The sequence below is a fragment of the Pseudoxanthomonas sp. CCNWLW251 genome (genome assembly GCF_037402255.1).
GTDB lineage: Bacteria > Pseudomonadota > Gammaproteobacteria > Xanthomonadales > Xanthomonadaceae > Pseudoxanthomonas_A.
Map to the genome: position 1 here is coordinate 170,472 of NZ_JBBEGA010000004.1, position 16,557 is coordinate 187,028.

The window sequence follows — 16,557 nt, forward strand, 5'->3', positions numbered from 1 at the left end:
CGGGCCGATCAACCCGGCCCGTTGCGCTCGGCTTCGCGCTGCTGGCGGATCTGCGCGTCCACGGCGGCGATGGCGGTCATGTTGATGACGCGGCGCGGCGTGGCGCTGGTGGTCAGGATGTGCACCGGCTTGGAGATGCCCATCAGGATCGGGCCGATGGCCACGCCGTCGGTCACCACGCGCACCATGTTGTAGGTGATGTTGGCCGCGTCCAGATTGGGCAGCACGAACAGGTTGGCGCGTCCGGTCAGCGTGCTGCCCGGCATGATGCGGTTGCGCAGCACTTCGTCCCAGGCGGTGTCGCCCTGCATCTCGCCGTCCACGTTGAGATCGGGCTTGCGCTTGAGCAGCAGCTCGCGCACGTGCCGCATCTTCACTGCGCTGGCGGTCTCGTGGCTGCCGAAGTTGGCGTGCGACAGCAGGGCGATGCGCGGCTCGATGCCGAACAGCTTCAGCCGGTACGCCGCCTGCAGCGTGGCCTCGGCGATCTGCTCGGCGGTCGGGTTGTCCTGCACGTGCGTATCCAGGAAGAAGTACGCGCCCTGGTTGTTGATCACGCCGGTCATCGCCGAGGTCGACTGCACGCCCGGGTCCAGCGGGATCACGCTGCGCACGTAGCCGAGCTTCTTGTGGAAGCGGCCGACGATGCCGCTGACCAGCGCATCGGCCTCGCCACGCGCCACCATCACCGCGGCGATCAGGGTCGGGCGCGAGCGCATCAGGTTCTTCGCCGCCGCCGGCGTCACGCCGCGGCGTGCGGTCAGCGCGTGGTAATGCTGCCAGTAGTCGTTGAAGCGCGGATCGTCGTCCTGGTTGGTCAGCTCGAAATCCACGCCCGCGCGCATGCGCAGGCCCAGGCGCTCGATGCGCGCGTCGATCACGTCCGGACGGCCGATCAGGATCGGGAACGCCAGACCTTCGTCGATCACCGTCTGCACGGCGCGCAGCACGGTCTCTTCCTCACCTTCGGCATAGACCACGCGCTTCTTGTCGGCGCGCGCGCGGTCATAGACCGGCTTCATCATCAGGCTGGTGCGGTAGACGAACTGGCCCAGCTTCTCGCGATAGGCCCACATGTCCGGGATCGGGCGCAGCGCCACGCCGGAATCCATCGCGGCCTGCGCCACCGCCGCAGCCACTTCCACCAGCAGGCGCGGGTCGAACGGACGCGGGATCAGGTACTCGGGGCCGAAGCACGGCACGTCGTCGCCGTACGCGCTGCCCAGGTCGGAGGCTTCGCGCCGCGCCAGGTTGGCGATGGCGTGCACGCAGGCGACCTTCATCGCTTCGTTGATCACCGTCGCGCCGACATCCAGCGCGCCGCGGAAGATGTACGGGAAGCAGAGCGCGTTGTTGACCTGGTTCGGGTAGTCGCTGCGGCCGGTGCCGATGATCACGTCCGGGCGCACGGCCCTGGCATCGGCCGGCGAGATCTCCGGATTCGGATTGGCCAGCGCGAGGATGACCGGCTTGTCGGCCATCGTGGCGACCATGTCCGGCTTGAGGATGCCGCCGGCCGACAGGCCCAGGAAGATGTCCGCGCCGTCGACGATCTCGGCCAGCGTGCGCTTGTCGGTCGGGCGCGCATAACGCGCCTTGTCCGGGTCCAGGTTGGGACGGCCGGTGTAGATGACGCCGTCGCGGTCGAAGGCCAGGATGTTCTCCGGCTTCAGGCCCAGCGCGACCAGCATGTCCAGGCAGGCGATGCCGGCAGCGCCTGCGCCGCTGGTGGCCAGCTTCACGTCGCCGATCTTCTTGCCGATCACTTCCAGCGCGTTGACCACCGCCGCGCCGACGATGATCGCGGTGCCGTGCTGGTCGTCATGGAACACCGGGATGCTCATCCGTTCGCGCAGCTTGCGCTCGACGATGAAGCATTCCGGCGCCTTGATGTCTTCCAGGTTGATGCCGCCGAACGTCGGCTCGAGCGAGGCGATGATGTCGACCAGCTTGTCCGGATCGGTCTCGTTGATCTCGATGTCGAACACGTCGATGCCGGCGAACTTCTGGAACAGCACGCCCTTGCCTTCCATCACCGGCTTGCCGGCCAGCGGACCGATGTTGCCGAGTCCGAGCACGGCGGTGCCGTTGGTGACCACGGCCACCAGGTTGCCGCGCGCGGTGAGCTCGCTGGCGGTGTTGGGATCCTCGACGATGGCCTCGCAGGCATAGGCCACGCCCGGCGAATACGCCAGCGCCAGGTCACGCTGGGTGAGCATCGGCTTGGTCGGTGCGACCTTGATCTTGCCGGGCGGGGACAGCCGGTGGTATTCCAGCGCGGCCTGCTTGAAATCGTCGTTCGTCATTGCGGAAACGGTGCCTGTGGTGAAGGCGGGGGAGCGGCAATTCTACCCCTTCCCCGTGATGGCCGGACCCGGCCGATTGCGGCGCTGCGTCACGCGGGGCGCGTGCAGGTGCGCCTCAGGGCGCGATGAAGCGGCAGCCGTCGCGCGCCTGCGACAGGCGGCCGCAGGTCTCGCGGAACGCATCGGCCGATGGTCGCACGCCGCTGTCGAGCCAGCGTTCGAGCACCTGCAGTGCGGTGGCATACGTCGCATCCTGCAGGCGGCTGTGGTCGTGTTCGTCAGTAAGCGCCTGCAGGAGCAGATGGCCGCGACCGGCCGACTCCACGGTGGCCGCATAGGCGACTTCTGCTTCGTAGGACACCGTGGGATCGTGGCGCGCGTGCACGGTGACGGTGGGCAGCACGATCAATCCGGAGAGGTCGGCGTCGTAGGCCAATGCGGCGACGGCGGCGGGATCGGCGGCGAAACGCTGGATGCCGGCATTCAGTGCCGTGTCGTCGTGCGAGCCGCGATAGACCGTCTTCGCGTTGTCGAACGGATTGCGTCCGCCGAGGCGCTTCTGCACCACGTCCTGGAAGTGGAACGTGCCCCACGCCAGGTGGGAGACGAGTTGCTTCGCGTCGACGCCGGTGACCGCGAGGATGTCGCGCAGCCGTGCCGTCTGGTCCGGCGAGCGCTTCGCAGGGGCGAGATCGATACCGGTGCAGGCGTTGACGCGCGCGCGCAGATCGTCGCGGGTCATCCGTGCATCCGCAGGCAGCCCCTGCCACAGCGGATACTGCGCCTCGTCCGGTGCCGGATGGTTGTGGCAATAGTACTGGTACACCGCGCGCAGGTCCGCGCGGAAGCCGTACCCGCGCGTGCCGCCGAACAGCATGCCGTTGGTGGCCAGCACGCCGTCGTAGTTGGCGCGACCGTCGATGTCGAGCGCGTACAGCTCGGCCGCCTTCGCCGCCACGTTGCCGCCCCACGACTGGCCATGCAGCAGGGTGCGCTCCGGGCGGCCCCAGCGCGCCCGGAACGCACGGCGGCTGACGTCCACGTCGGCCGCCGCCATGCGCACGCCATAGCCACCGCGACGGTAGGTGCTGCCTATCCACGCATAGCCGGCGCGCACCATCACCGCGAAGCGATCCAGGTCCTCGGCGGAATCCCCCGCTTCCGGTGCGCCGAGCCGCGGACCGCCGTGCGCATGCACGATCAGCCTGCGGTTCCAGGTACGCGGCATCGCCACGAGCAGCCAGGCCCCGTTCGCATCCTGCGCCTCATGGCAGTCGACCTGCGGGCCGACCGAGGCAGGACAGGCGACAGGCGCGAACGCTGCCTCCGCATCGGCCGCCGCTGCGCCACCTGACAGCGCGGTGGCGGCCAGCACGGCGAACGCGGCGGTGATCCAGTGACGGCTCAGGTGCATCGCAACGGCTTCCTCAGAACGATCGACTGATGTTGACGTACCAGTAGCGACCCCACGGATTGTGCAGCGAACCCCGGTAGCCGCCGTCGGCCAGCGCCGGCCCCTCGTCGGTCAGGTCGCGCACGCCCAGGCGCACCGCCGTGCCATCGATGAACCGGTATTGGCCGTAGAGATTGTGCGTCAGCCGGTCTTCGACGACCCACGGATCGCCGGAGATGCCGAGCAGCTGCGGTTGTTCGAACGAGCTCATGTACTGCGCCGAGTAGCCCACGCGCCATGCCGCCTTGTTCCACGTCAGCGAACCGCTCGCGCGCCACTCCGGCCGGCCGTTCTGCCCGATGAGCCGGGTGGAATCCGGGAGCGGCGTTAGCGGATCGATCGTGCCGGCCGCACGCGCCGCGTACAGCGCGTTGACGATGTCGCCGGGATCGCGGGTGAATTCCAGCAGGCGGGTCGCGTTGAGGTTGACGGAGAACGAGCCGAAGCGCGTGCGCCGCAATGACCAGTCCACGCCGAAGTCGAGTCCGCCCGCAGTCTGTGGCTGCAGGTTGATGAAGCGGTCGTTGATGGCGATGACCTGGCCGACCGGATCGATGCCGGTGCCGGCGAAGAAGTCGATGTCCTCCTGCGTGGGCGCGTCACGCACCACCAGCGGGTTGCTGCCGCCTTCCACGCGGTTGAGGTAGTCCACCGTCAGCGCCGTCTGCGCGCCGAGCAGGCCGACGATCTGCTCCTGCTTGATCTTCCAGCGGTCGACGGTGAAGGTGAAGCTGCCGAACCGCTCGGGAATGAACGTGGGCTGGAACACCACGCCGAACGAGGTGTTGGTGCTTTCCTCCGGCTCCAGGTCCGGGTTGCCGGCCACCAGCAGCGACGCACCGGCGGTGTTCTGCCCGCATGCACTGAACGAGGCGATGCGGCCGGCGCGCAGGTCGGCTTCGCAGCGGATGTGGTCCACGCCGCTGGCCAGGCGCGCGTACTGGGTGGCGTTGGTCTGCTCCAGGTTGGGCGCACGGAAGCCCTCGGAATACGAGCCGCGCAGGCGCAGGCCTTCCACCAGGTCCCAGGCCAGCGCGACCTTGGGCTTGGCCACGGAGCCGAAGTCGGAGTAGTGCTCGTAGCGGCCGGCCAGCTGCATGTCCAGGCGGTGCACCAGCGGGATGCCCATGTCCTCCGACACCAACGGCACGGCGAACTCGACATAGGCTGAACCCACATTGCGCGAGCCGCGCGTGTCGGGGTTCGGACTGACGGCTGCCACGTTGCTGGGGTTGGTCTCGCCGGTCACCAGGTCGGTGAAGGTATGGGTGCCGTCGAGGTTGGCGTCGCGGTCGTCGCGCTGCGTCTCGCGGCGCGCCTCCGCACCGAAGGCGATGCCGACGTTGCCGGCCGGCAACGCGAACAGGTCGCCGCGGCTCATCTTGAAATCGGCCATGGTCAGCGTGGTGCGTGACTCGCGCACCAGGTCGAACACGATGCCGTCGACGGCCGCCTGCGAACTCGGCGAACAGTCGCCGTAGGTCGGCGTGGCCACGCAGCCGCCACTGAACGGGTTGTAGGCATCCGGCGTGGACAGCGCCAGCTGCCGCTGCAGCGCCGTCATGTTGATGTTGGGCGACCGGTCTTCGGCCTCGGCTTCGGAATACAGCAGCGCGGTTTCCCAGTTCCAGCCGTTCCACTCGCCGCGCAGGCCGGCGAGGAAGCGTGCCTGGTAGTTCTCCACGCGCACGCGCTGGAAGCCGGTGTCCACGTAGCGGTAGTTGCTCATCTGCACGGGCAGGCCGGCGGCGGGCACGTTGGTCAGGCCGGGCAGGCGGTTCGGATTCGGCGTGCCATCGGGCAGCGTGGCGGCGCCGAAGGGATTCCAGTAGTTGCTGGCGGGGATCCAGAGGCTGTTGAGGTTCACCACCGGTGGCTGCGTCGCTTCGCTGACCGCGTGGTAGAAGCCGATTTCGCCGAAGGCCTCCACGCTGTCGCTGAGCTCGTGATGCCCGGTGAGGAACAGGTTGATGCGCTCCACCGACGGCCGCACCGTGGTGCCATGGCGCGTGTCGTAGCGCATCTCGCGGTTGGTGGTGTTGAAGTTGTGGTTGCCGCTGGACAGGCACAGGTCGTTGCCTAGGCTGACGCCGCAGCCGAAGTCCGACGGCTGGATGCGGAACGCGCCTGCGGTATTCGTCACCGCTGTCCCGTTGGAGCGGATCACCGCACGCGGGCCGACGCTCAGGCGCGCCCACGGTGTGTGCGAGGAGCGCCCATCGAGCACCGCCAGGCCGGCGAAATCCGGATAGTCCGCGAACAGCCCGCGCAGATCGTCGGTCTCGGTGAAATCCTGGTCGGCCGCCATCAGTTCCGAGCGGTCGGTGTAGTTGAGGAACGCCGACACGTTGCCGCGGTCGTAGTTGTGGCCCGCGAACAGGTTGACCTCGAACTCGTGCATGCCGGTGCCTTCGGCACTGCCATAGCGCGTGCTGGCGCTGACGCCGTCGAAGTCGGTCTGCAGTACGGTGTTCACCACGCCCGCCACCGCATCGGCGCCGTAGATCGCGGCCGCGCCATCCAGCAGGATCTCCATGCGGTCCAGGCCCGAGACCGGGATCGCGTTGGAGTTGAAACTCTGCACGGGCACGGTGCCCGTGTCCGACGTGCCCTGGCTGGTCGGGTGCTGCACCAGCCGCCGGCCGTTGAGCAGCACCAGCGTGTTGCCCACGCCGAGCGAGCGCAGGTTCACCGAATTCACGTCGCCGCGCGCCGCGTTGCTGGTTTGGGGATTGTTGGACGCATCGAACAGCACGTCGCCCATCTGCGGGATCGTGCGCATCAGTTCGTCACCGGAGATCGCACCGGCGGCGTCGATCTGTTCCGCACCGACCACCATCACCGGCAGCGCATCGGTGGTCGATGCGCCCTGGATGTGCGAACCCACCACGACCACCTTGTCCAGGTTGGTCGCATCGTCGCCCACTGCAGCCGCGGCGGCGGCCTGCGGCGCCGGATCGGCCGCCTGCGACGGCGCCTCCTGGGCTGCGGCCGCGTGGATCACGGCCAACAGGGCCAGGGTCAAACTGCTCCGCAACGGGGCGGAGCGTCGGTTGAAATCGTGCATCTTTCAGTCCCTCCTCTGAAGACGTGGTGTGGCCGGCGTCAGTCGGCCGTGAGTCGTGTCGGGTCGCCCGGGCCTGCGGCCGGGTTCGGCGCGGCGGCAATCGGGGCGGATGGCCCGCCCAGCGCGCGCGCCAGCGCGTCGCGGTCGAGCGCGTTTTCCCAGCGCGCGACCACCAGCGTGGCGACGGCATTACCGGTGAAATTGGTCAGCGAGCGGCACTCGCTCATGAAGCGGTCGATGCCGAGGATCAGCGCCATGCCGGCGACCGGCACTTCCGGCACCACCGCCAGCGTGGCGGCCAGCGTGATGAAACCGGCGCCGGTGACGCCCGCGGCGCCCTTCGAGCTCAGCATCGCGACCAGCAGCAGCATGATCTGGTGGCCCAGGCTCAGTTCGGTATTGGTGGCCTGCGCGATGAACAGCGCGGCCAGCGTCATGTAGATGTTGGTGCCGTCCAGGTTGAACGAGTAACCCGTCGGCACGACCAGCCCGACCACCGACTTCGACGCGCCGGCACGCTCCATCTTCTCCATCAGCGACGGCAGTGCGGATTCGGACGAGGACGTACCCAGCACCAGCAGCAGTTCCGCCTTCAGGTAGCGGATCAGGCGGAAGATCGAGAACCCGCACCACCACGACACCAGGCCGAGGATGACGATCACGAACAGCAGCGAGGTCAGGTAGAACGAGCCGACCAGCCACGCCAGGTTGACCAGCATGCCCACGCCGTACTTGCCGATGGTGAAGGCGATGGCACCGAACGCACCGATCGGCGCGGCGCGCATCAGGATGTGCACCAAGCGGAATACCGGGGTGGTCAGCGCCTCCAGCAGGTTCAGCACCGGCCGACCCTTTTCGCCGACCAGCGACAGCGACAGGCCGAACAGCACCGCGACGAACAGCACCTGCAGGATGTTGTCGCCCACCAGCGGGCTGACCAGCGTCTTCGGGATGATGTCCATCAGGAAGCCGACCAGCGACAGCTCGTGCGACTTCTGCACGTAGTCCTGCACGGCGGACTGGTCCAGGTCGGCCGGATTGATGTTCATGCCGGCGCCGGGCTGCACCACGTGCGCCACGATCATGCCGATCACCAGCGCCAGCGTGGAGAAGAACAGGAAGTACGCCATCGCCTTGGCGAACACACGGCCCACCGTGCGCAGCTGGGTCATGCCGGCGATGCCGGTGACGATGGTCAGGAAGATCACCGGCGCGATGATCATCTTCACCAGCTTGATGAAGGCATCGCCCAGCGGCTTCATCGATTCGGCGAACGCCGGCTCGAAGTGCCCCAGCAGTGCGCCCAGCACGATGGCCACGATCACCTGGAAGTACAGCTGCCTGTACAGCGGCTGGCGCGGCGGCGGCGTGCAGGGCGTATCGGCCAGGTGCATGGGTCAACTCCGAACGGATGGCGACGCCACCCAGATCGGTGGCCGGCATGTTGTACCCCCGCATCGCCGCCGCACCGATAACCTATTGGTACTAGCCCGCGCTCCGGCGGCGGCGCACCCGTAGACTTGCCCCATGCTGCGCGCCCGCCGCCACCGCCGGATCCTGCTGGTATTGCTGTCGATCCTCGGCGGCGCGCTGCTGGTCATGGCGCTGGCCTACCACTGGGCCGGCACGCGCGCGCAGCGGGCGGAGACCGCGCAGCTCGACCGCCAGCTCGACCTGCATGCGCAGGCACTGCAGCAGCGCATCGACCGCTACCGCACGCTGCCGCAGGTGCTGGCGCAGGATCCGGATCTCCGCGATGCGCTCGCCGGGCCGGTGGACGATGCCCGCCGGAATGCGTTGAACCAGCGCCTGGAAGACGCCAACAGCGTCACCCGTTCGTCCACACTCACGCTGATCGACCGTCGCGGCATCGCGGTGGCCGCGAGCAACTGGCGCGAGCCCACCAGCAACGTGGGCGAGGACTACAGCTTCCGGCCCTACGTGAAGCAGGCGCTGCGCACCGGGCGGGGCCAGTTCTATGGCATCGGACTGACCACGGGCGAGCCGGGCTACTTCCTGTCGCAGGCGATCAGCGGTCCGGACGGCAAGGTCGCCGGCCTGGTCGTGATCAAGATCGAACTGGACGCGCTGGAGCAGGAGTGGCTGCAGACGCCGGACATCGTGCTGGTCAGCGACGCGCACGGCGTGATCTTCCTCGCCAGCCGCGACGGATGGCGCTATCGCACGTTGAACGCGCTGAGCGATGCCGACCGTCGCGAACTGGCTGCCACCCGCCAGTATGCGCGGCAGAGGCTCACGCCCCTGCAGTCGCAGGACCTGTCCACGACGGATGCCGGCGCACGGCGCGTGCAGTTCACCGACCCGGCCCTGGCCGGTGCGGTGCTGTGGCAATCGATGGCCCTGCCGGAAGAAGGCTGGCACCTGCACCTGCTGCACGATGCTTCGGCGATCACCGCCGCAGGCCGCACCGCCGCACTCGCGGCCGGCGGAGGCTGGCTGGCGCTGGCGTTCCTGGCGTTGTTCATGCAGCAGCGCCGACGCACCGCGCTGCTGCAGCAGCGCAGCCGCGACGAGCTGGAAGCCGTGCTGCAGCAGCATGCGCAGGAACTGCGCACCGCGCAGGACGGCATCGTCGAGGCCGCGCGCCAGGCCGATGCCGGCCTCAGCCGCAGCCTGGAGCACCTGCCACAGGGGGTGGTGATCATCGATGCCGACCTGCGGCTGGTCGCATGGAACTCCCGCTACATGGAGCTGTTCCGCTTCCCGCCCGACCTGATCCATGTCGGCCGCCCGATCGAAGACGTGTTCCGCCACAACGCACGCCGCGGCCTGCTCGGGCCCGGACCGGTCGAAGAGGCGATCCAGCGCCGGCTGGACCATCTGCGCAGCGGCAAGCCGCACATGCGCGAGAGCGAGAAGGACGATGGCGTGGTGCTGGAGATCCGCGGCAACCCGTTGCCGGACGGCGGCTTCGTCACCAGCTACGCCGACATCACCAGCTACAAGAATGCCGCCCGCGAACTGCGCTCGCTGGCCGATGCGCTGGAACGCCGCGTCGAGGAGCGTACGCGCGCGCTCGCCGCCGCCACGCAGGCGGCGGAGAACGCCAACCGCTACAAGACGCGCTTCGTCGCCTCGGCGGTACACGACCTGCTGCAACCGCTGAACGCCGCGCGCATGTTCGTGTCGGCACTGCGCGGGCGGCTGCACGACGACGAAGCCCGCCGCATCGCCGACCACGTGGACAATGCGCTGACCGCGCAGGACGCCATCCTCAACAGCCTGCTGGACATCGCCCGGCTGGAATCGGGCACGCTGCCGGCGCGCGTGCGCGATTTCCCCCTGGCGCCGCTGCTGGAAACGCTGGCGCGCGAGTTCGGCATGGTCGCCGGCGAACGCGGCCTGGCGCTTGCGTGCATTCCGACCAGCAGCATCGTGCGCAGCGATGAAGCCCTGCTGCGCCGCATCCTGCAGAACTTCCTGTCCAACGCGATCCGCTACACGCCGCGCGGGCGCGTGCTGCTCGGTGTACGTCGGCGCGGCGGACAGGTGCGTATCGAAGTGCACGACCAGGGGCCCGGCATCCCGGAAAGCCTGCAGGCGGAGATCTTCGAAGAGTTCCGCCGCCTCAACGACGGGGTGGTGAACGATCGCGGCGCCGGCCTCGGGCTGGCCATCGTGGAACGCATCGGCCGCGTGCTCGGCCACCGCATCGGCCTGCGGTCGCAGTTGGGGCGGGGCAGCGTGTTCTGGGTGGAACTGCCGCGCGGCGTGGCCAACGCCACGACAGCGCAAGCGTTGCCAATGCTCGATGACATCGACGATGGCTCGCCGTTGCGCGGTCGCCGCGTATGGTGCGTGGACGACGACCCGCGTGTCTGCGAAGCCACGCGCGCGCTGCTGCTGCGCTGGGAGTGCGAAGTGGACCTTGCGTCCGGTCCCGACGACGCGATGGCAGCGGCAGTGGCGGACCAGGCACCCGATCTCCTGCTGCTCGACGTGCGACTGGGCGACACCGACGGGCCGACGCTGTACACGCGCCTGTGCGAACGCTGGGGCAGCGCGCCGCCGGTGATCCTGGTGACCGCCGAGCGCGACGAGGCACTGCGGGCGCTGGCGCTGGAGCGCGGTTGGGGCTTCCTCGCCAAGCCGGTGAAACCCGCGGCGCTACGCGCGCTGATGACCCAACTCCACGTGCGCCGCGCGCGCTGAGGGACCCTCGCATGCCGTGCCGATGCTGACCTACGTCATTCCCGTCCTCGCCATCGTGCTGCTCGGCGCCGCGCTGCGACGGATGCGCCGCGTGCCCGAGGGCCTGTTCCCGGCGATGGAGTGGTTCTCCTTCTACGTCGCCTTCCCCGCGCTGCTGTTCGTTGGCACGGCGCGGCTGGCGCTGTCCGCCACCGACGCGCTCGACCTGTCGCTGGCCGCGCTGCTGCCCACGCTGCTGCTGACCGGCCTCGTGCTGCTCGCGCTGCGGTTCGCCAAGCGCCTGCCCGATCCCAGCCGCTCCTCGGTGGTGCAGGGCGCGGTGCGGCCGAGCAGCTACTTCGGGCTGGCGGTCGCGGCATTGCTGTTCCCGCCGGAGACCACCGCGATGGTGATGCTCGCGCTGGCGATCTGCCTGCCGGTGGTCAACGTGATTGCGGTCGTCGCGCTGGCCGCCTGGGGCCATGGCGATGCCAGCGCACGCGGCATCGCCCGGGCGCTGGCGCGCAATCCGATCATCCTGGCGACGCTGGCCGGCCTGCTGTTCAACCTCGGCGGCCTGCCGTTGCCGGTACCGCTGGCGGCGGCGCTCGACATCCTCGCCGACGCGGCGCTGGCGCTGGGCCTGCTGTGCGTGGGCGGTGGCCTGCAGTTCCGTCGCGACGATGTACGTCCGTGGCTGCTGGGCGCCACCTCCGCGCTGAAGCTGCTCGTGCTGCCGCTGCTGGCCGTGCTGGTATGCCGGTGGCTGGATGCCAGTGCGGCGGTGACCGTGGCGGCCTGTTTCTACGCCGCGCTGCCCACCGCGTCCAATGCGTACATCATGGCCCGGCAGATGGGCGGCGATGCGCCGCTGATGGCCTCGCTGGTGACCTGGCAGACCCTGTTGGCCGCCGCGACCGTCCCGCTGGCGATGCAGCTGCCTGGCTGGCTGGCCTGAGCCTCACTCGACCGGCGGCCCTTCCGGCTCCAGCGATTTCACCAGCACCGCCGCCTGCGTGCGGCTGTGGCATTCCAGCTTCTTGAGGATCGCGGTGACGTGCACCTTCACGGTGTTTTCCGCCAGGCCCAGCTCGTGCGCGATCTGCTTGTTGAGCAGGCCGTCGGCCAGGCACAGCAGCACGCGGAACTGCTGCGGGGTGATCTGCGCCAGCCGTGCGGCCAGCGCCGCATCCTGTTCCGAACGCTCCACCGTCAGCGGCGGGAACCAGGCACCCCCATCCAGCACGGCGATCACCGCCTCGCCGATGGTCTCGGCCGGCGACGACTTGGGAATGAAACCGGCCGCGCCGAACTGCTGCGCGCGGCGGATCACGCGCGGGTGTTCGTTCGACGAGATCACCACCACCGGCACCTCGGGATGCTCGCCGCGCACATGCAGCAACGCCGAGAAGCCGTGTGCACCGGGCATGCTCAGGTCCAGCAGCACCAGGTCGGTATCCGGCCGCGCGTCCAGCGCCTGGCCCAGGCTGGCGGCGCTGGCGGCCTCGGACACCATCGCACCGGGCAACGCCTCGCGCAGTGCATGGATCACCGCATTGCGGAACAGCGGGTGGTCGTCGGCAACGAGGATGGCAGGCGAACTCATGCCGCCAGTGTGCCATCGCCGACCGCCGGCGCGGTTAGCACTTTGTGGCTAGGTGTCGTCCGACAACCGGTCCAGCCGGATGCGGTTGGCGAACAGCGAGAACGCCAGCATGCCGGCCAGGCCGTTGGCGCGGCTGACCCAGCGTGGCAGCCAGCGCGGCGGTGCCAGCACGCCGTCTTCGAACAGCGGCTCGAACGTGGCCACGTCCTGCAGCGTCATCTTGCCGGCGAACAGGCGACGGCACAGGCGCAGGCGGTCCTGCTGCAGCGAGTGGCGGAAGAAGGTGTGCACGCCGATCAGGCCACGCAGGTACACCGTGTCCTTGGTGAATGCCGCACCGCCGGAGGTGGGCACGCCGCGGAACACCCGCTGCGCCGACGAGAAACTCTCCGCCGGGTTCTGTCCCGCGTCGGTGAAGTAGCGGAACACCTCGATGAAGTCCGCGCCGGCCAGCGCCATCGCTACCGCCTCGATACGCAGACTGATGCGCTTCATCCGCTCGATGTCGATGCTGCCGGTGATCTGCTCGGCGAACGTGGCCAACCCTTCCTGCGTGGCGGTGACGCGCGGCGAAGCCAGCGCCAGGCTGGGCAGCACCGCCTGCTCGCGACCGTTCAACGCGGTCAGCGAATGCACCAGCGCCTCGTGCTGCAGCAGCTGGCGGCGGTCGTAGTCGCTGAAGGCCGCGCCGTGGCGCAGGCGAATGCGGGTGGCGCCCGCAGCGGCCTTGGCGATCAGGTTGCGGTCCAGCTCCACGGTGATGACGCGGCCATCGAAGAAGTCGTCCAGGTCCGCCTGCAACTGCAGCTGCAATGCCGTTGCCGACACCGGGATCTGTTCCTCCGGCGCTAGCAGTTCGTGATCCAGTTCGTTGGCGATGGCGATGAAGTGGCCGGCGGCGTCGCGCGTGGTCGGCCCGTCGCCGGGCAGGCATTCCTCCGGCGTGCCGAACAGCGCGACCGAATGCGTGGTCACCGCAGGCGTCCCCAGCGACTCCAGCAACTGCGCGGCGATGTCCCAGCTGTGAACCGACTCGCGCAGGTAGCATCCCAGCGGATGCGCGGCATCGGCCGCCGCCGCGATCGCGGCCAGTTCGCGGCGCGCATCGCCGAAATCGAGCCGCGGGTAGGCGATCACCGGCAGCTGCGGCTGGCCGCGCGCCACGCCGTCGAGGAACGGCGCCTGCACGTCGGCTGGCCAGCTGGCCAGGCTCAGCAGCTTGATGCCGCGCACGGCCTTGACCAGGCGCGCGTCCAGCGCGGCGTGATGGGCGATGTCAGGCTGCATGTGGTCCTCCCAGCCGCCACTGTAGCCCAGCCTGCGCGACAGCCGGCACAACCACGGCTGCTCGACTATGCTCGGCATTCTTCCAACGGTGCGGGGGCAGCGTGCTGGAACTCGATGCGGTGCAGACGCTGGCCTTCGCGGGCCTGGCGCTTTTCCTCGGCTATGCGCTCTGCCGCGTGGTCCCGCTGTTCTCCCGCTACAACCTGCCCCCACCCGTGATCGGCGGCCTGGTGGTGGCGGTGGCGGTGCTGTTCGCGCGCAGCCGCGACGTCACCCTGTTCACGCTGGATACCAGCCTGCAGACGCCGTTGATGATCGCCTTCTTCACCACCATCGGCGTCAACGCCAGCGTGGCGCTGCTGAAGATCAGCGGCCGGCAGGTCGTGGTGTTCCTGCTGCTCGCCACCGCGTTCGCCATCGCGCAGAACCTGCTGGGCGTGGCCGTGGCGATGGGCTTCGGCCTGCACCCGTTGTTCGGCGTGCTGGCCGGTTCCACCACGTTGACCGGCGGTCCGGCGACGGGGCTCGCGTTCGCGCCGCTGTTCGAACAGGCGGGCGTGGCCGGCGCAGAATCCATCGCGGTCGCGGCGGCGATGGCGGGCATCCTGTGCGGTGGCCTGATCGGTGGCCCGGTGGCCACCGTGCTGATCCGCCGCCACAAACTGTACGGCGGCGTGCGCCTGGGCGCGCCGGACGAATCCGCGGCAGAGCCCGCGGGCGCGCGCGATACGCCTGACTTCGCCACGCGCGAGCACGCCGCCCTGAAGAGCATCGTGGTGATCCTGGTGGCGATGTGGCTGGGTGCCGGGGTCAGCAACGGCCTGGAGGCCATCGGCATGACCCTGCCGGCCACCGTCGGCGCGATGATGGTCGGCGCGATGATCCGCTACATCGACGACCGCACTCGCTGGATCGGCCTGCCGGTGGCGACCACCGACCTGGTCGGCAACGTCTGCCTCTCGCTGTTCCTGGCGGTGGCGCTGATGAACCTCAAGCTGTGGGAACTGGCGGGACTGGCCGCACCACTGCTGGTCAACCTGGCGCTGCAGGTGGCGCTGGTGGCGTTGTTCTGCGGCGTGGTGTTCCGGGTGATGGGCCGTGACTACGACGCCGCCGTGATGGGCGGCGGTTTCATCGGCTTCATGCTCGGCACCACAGCGAATGCCATGGCGGTGATGCGCACGCTGGTGGAGCGCTACGGCATGGCACCGCGCGCGTTCCTGGTGGCGCCGCTGGTAGGCGCGTTCTTCATCGACTTCACCAACGCGCTGATCATCACCGGCTTCATCAATTTCTGGGATTGAGGCAATCGGCTGCTGGGCGGCGTCAAGTGATCGCAGCCCCTTGACGAGCCCCCCTTGGTAAGGGGGCGATTCGCGCCAGCGGCGCGAATGAGGGATCGGCAGTGTCAGCTGGGGCCCACGTTTTGCAACGCAAAGCGTGGGAGGTTTTTCGCGCGACGCGCGAAGAACCTAGCGCTTGCCGTATTTGTCGGTCAGCCGCTTGTTCAACGCCTTGTTCTGCACTTTGGCATTTGCCTTGTCGGCCAGGCGACTGGCGAGCTTGTCGGCGGCGGCGGCCACTTCGTCGCGCAGCTTGAGGTAGTTGAGGAAGCGGCCTTCGTCCAGTTCTTCACGCTCGATCGCCGCACGCACCGCGCAGCCGGGCTCGCGGTCGTGCGAGCAGTCGCGGAACTTGCACTGCGCCGCCAGCGCCTCGATGTCGGCGAAACCGCCGTCGGCCAGGTCTTCCTCGCCGGTGGGCTTCAGTTCGCGCATGCCGGGCGTGTCAATCAGACAGGCACCCGCCGGCAGCGGGATGAGGGCGCGGAAGGTGGTGGTGTGACGCCCGCGCGAATCGTTTTCGCGCACTTCGCCGGTCTTCATCCGCTCGTCGCCGAGCAGCGTGTTGGTCAGCGTGGACTTGCCCGCGCCCGAGGAGCCGACAAGCACGACGGTGTGGCCGGGCTCCAGCCACGGCACCAGCTGCGCCACGCTCTCGGGGTCCTTCGCGTTGACGGTGAACACCGGCACGCCCTGCGCGGTCAGATCGGCCAGCACCTCGACCGCGTCGTCGGCGTACTCGGTGCGGTCGGCCTTGGTCAGCACCACCACCGGTTGCGCACCGCCGCCACCGACCAGCAGCAGGTAGCGTTCGATGCGGCGCGGATTGAAGTCCGCATCCAGGCCGCAGACGATGAACACCGTGTCGATGTTCGCCGCGATCACCTGCTGGTGGTAGTGCTCGCCGGCCGCGCCGCGCTTGATGCCCGTGTGGCGCGGCAGCAGGGCGACGATGCGCGGGCGCTTGCCCGCCGCATCCTCCAGCAGCACCCAGTCGCCGACGGCGGGCCGTTCGTGCGCCGGAAAACGGGGACGCTGCCACTCCGGCAGCGACTCGGCCTTGACGCCCATGCCGGGCGCATCGGCGACCACGTACCCGGAACGGTGCTGCTCGATCACCCGCGCCGGGGTGGCCTGGGGATGTGCGTCCATCGCGGCCCGCCACGCATCGTCGTCCGGGGCGCCCGCATACGGCCATCCGATCGACCGCAGAAGGGTGACGTCGGACACATTCGGAGCGGGGGTTTCGGGCATGGGGCGGATTCTAGACGGGCACTGGAGCGGAAGGGCCGGAGAGGCTAAATATCCGTTAAGCTTGGCCTTTCTTCCCTTCTTTCACCAGC

10 protein-coding genes are annotated in these 16,557 nt (G+C 68.9%); 3 read left to right on the forward strand and 7 right to left on the reverse strand.

Translation table 11 applies throughout. The annotated features are described in order from the left end of the window. Window positions 1-8: 8 nt before the first annotated feature. From WBN46_RS15665 to WBN46_RS15680, 4 genes are all read right to left on the reverse strand, one after another. A complete protein-coding gene (locus WBN46_RS15665; RefSeq protein WP_337732370.1) occupies window positions 9-2,306 on the reverse strand; it encodes an NADP-dependent malic enzyme in 2,298 nt (765 codons plus the stop codon). A gap of 115 nt (window positions 2,307-2,421) precedes the next feature. After that, entirely contained in the window at window positions 2,422-3,720 is a 1,299-nt protein-coding gene (locus WBN46_RS15670) for a hypothetical protein (RefSeq protein ID WP_337732372.1), read from the reverse strand. A gap of 13 nt (window positions 3,721-3,733) precedes the next feature. Further along, on the reverse strand, window positions 3,734-6,784 hold the full coding sequence (locus WBN46_RS15675; protein WP_337732373.1) for a TonB-dependent receptor: 3,051 nt from the start codon (window positions 6,782-6,784) through the stop codon (window positions 3,734-3,736). A gap of 80 nt (window positions 6,785-6,864) precedes the next feature. Continuing rightward, the gene (locus WBN46_RS15680; protein ID WP_337732374.1) at window positions 6,865-8,220 is read right to left on the reverse strand and encodes a dicarboxylate/amino acid:cation symporter; all 1,356 of its coding nucleotides are present in this window, start codon (window positions 8,218-8,220) and stop codon (window positions 6,865-6,867) included. Between the two features lie 136 nt (window positions 8,221-8,356). On the opposite strand from WBN46_RS15680, the gene WBN46_RS15685 reads away from it, so the two are divergent. Both WBN46_RS15685 and WBN46_RS15690 read left to right on the forward strand, forming a co-directional pair. Continuing rightward, window positions 8,357-10,999, forward strand: a complete 2,643-nt coding sequence (locus WBN46_RS15685) for a PAS-domain containing protein (protein ID WP_337732533.1) — start codon at window positions 8,357-8,359, stop codon at window positions 10,997-10,999. Between the two features lie 22 nt (window positions 11,000-11,021). After that, complete coding sequence (locus WBN46_RS15690) at window positions 11,022-11,936, forward strand: AEC family transporter (protein WP_337732375.1); 915 nt, start codon at window positions 11,022-11,024, stop codon at window positions 11,934-11,936. 3 nt (window positions 11,937-11,939) lie between these two features. Here the strand turns inward: WBN46_RS15690 and WBN46_RS15695 are convergent, their stop codons facing one another. Together WBN46_RS15695 and WBN46_RS15700 are read right to left on the reverse strand one after the other, a co-directional pair. Then, window positions 11,940-12,584 carry a response regulator transcription factor gene (locus tag WBN46_RS15695; protein ID WP_337732377.1) on the reverse strand — a complete coding sequence of 215 codons (645 nt, stop codon included), beginning with the start codon at window positions 12,582-12,584 and terminating at the stop codon, window positions 11,940-11,942. Between the two features lie 48 nt (window positions 12,585-12,632). Beyond that, entirely contained in the window at window positions 12,633-13,871 is a 1,239-nt protein-coding gene (locus WBN46_RS15700) for a flavohemoglobin expression-modulating QEGLA motif protein (protein WP_337732534.1), read from the reverse strand. 101 nt (window positions 13,872-13,972) lie between these two features. Between WBN46_RS15700 and gltS the strand changes: the two genes are divergently transcribed. Continuing rightward, window positions 13,973-15,175: a sodium/glutamate symporter gene (gene gltS, locus WBN46_RS15705; RefSeq protein WP_337732378.1), complete on the forward strand. Its 1,203-nt coding sequence runs from the start codon at window positions 13,973-13,975 to the stop codon at window positions 15,173-15,175. 168 nt (window positions 15,176-15,343) lie between these two features. Here the strand turns inward: gltS and rsgA are convergent, their stop codons facing one another. After that, complete coding sequence (rsgA, locus tag WBN46_RS15710) at window positions 15,344-16,468, reverse strand: ribosome small subunit-dependent GTPase A (RefSeq protein ID WP_337732379.1); 1,125 nt, start codon at window positions 16,466-16,468, stop codon at window positions 15,344-15,346. Window positions 16,469-16,557: the final 89 nt, after the last annotated feature.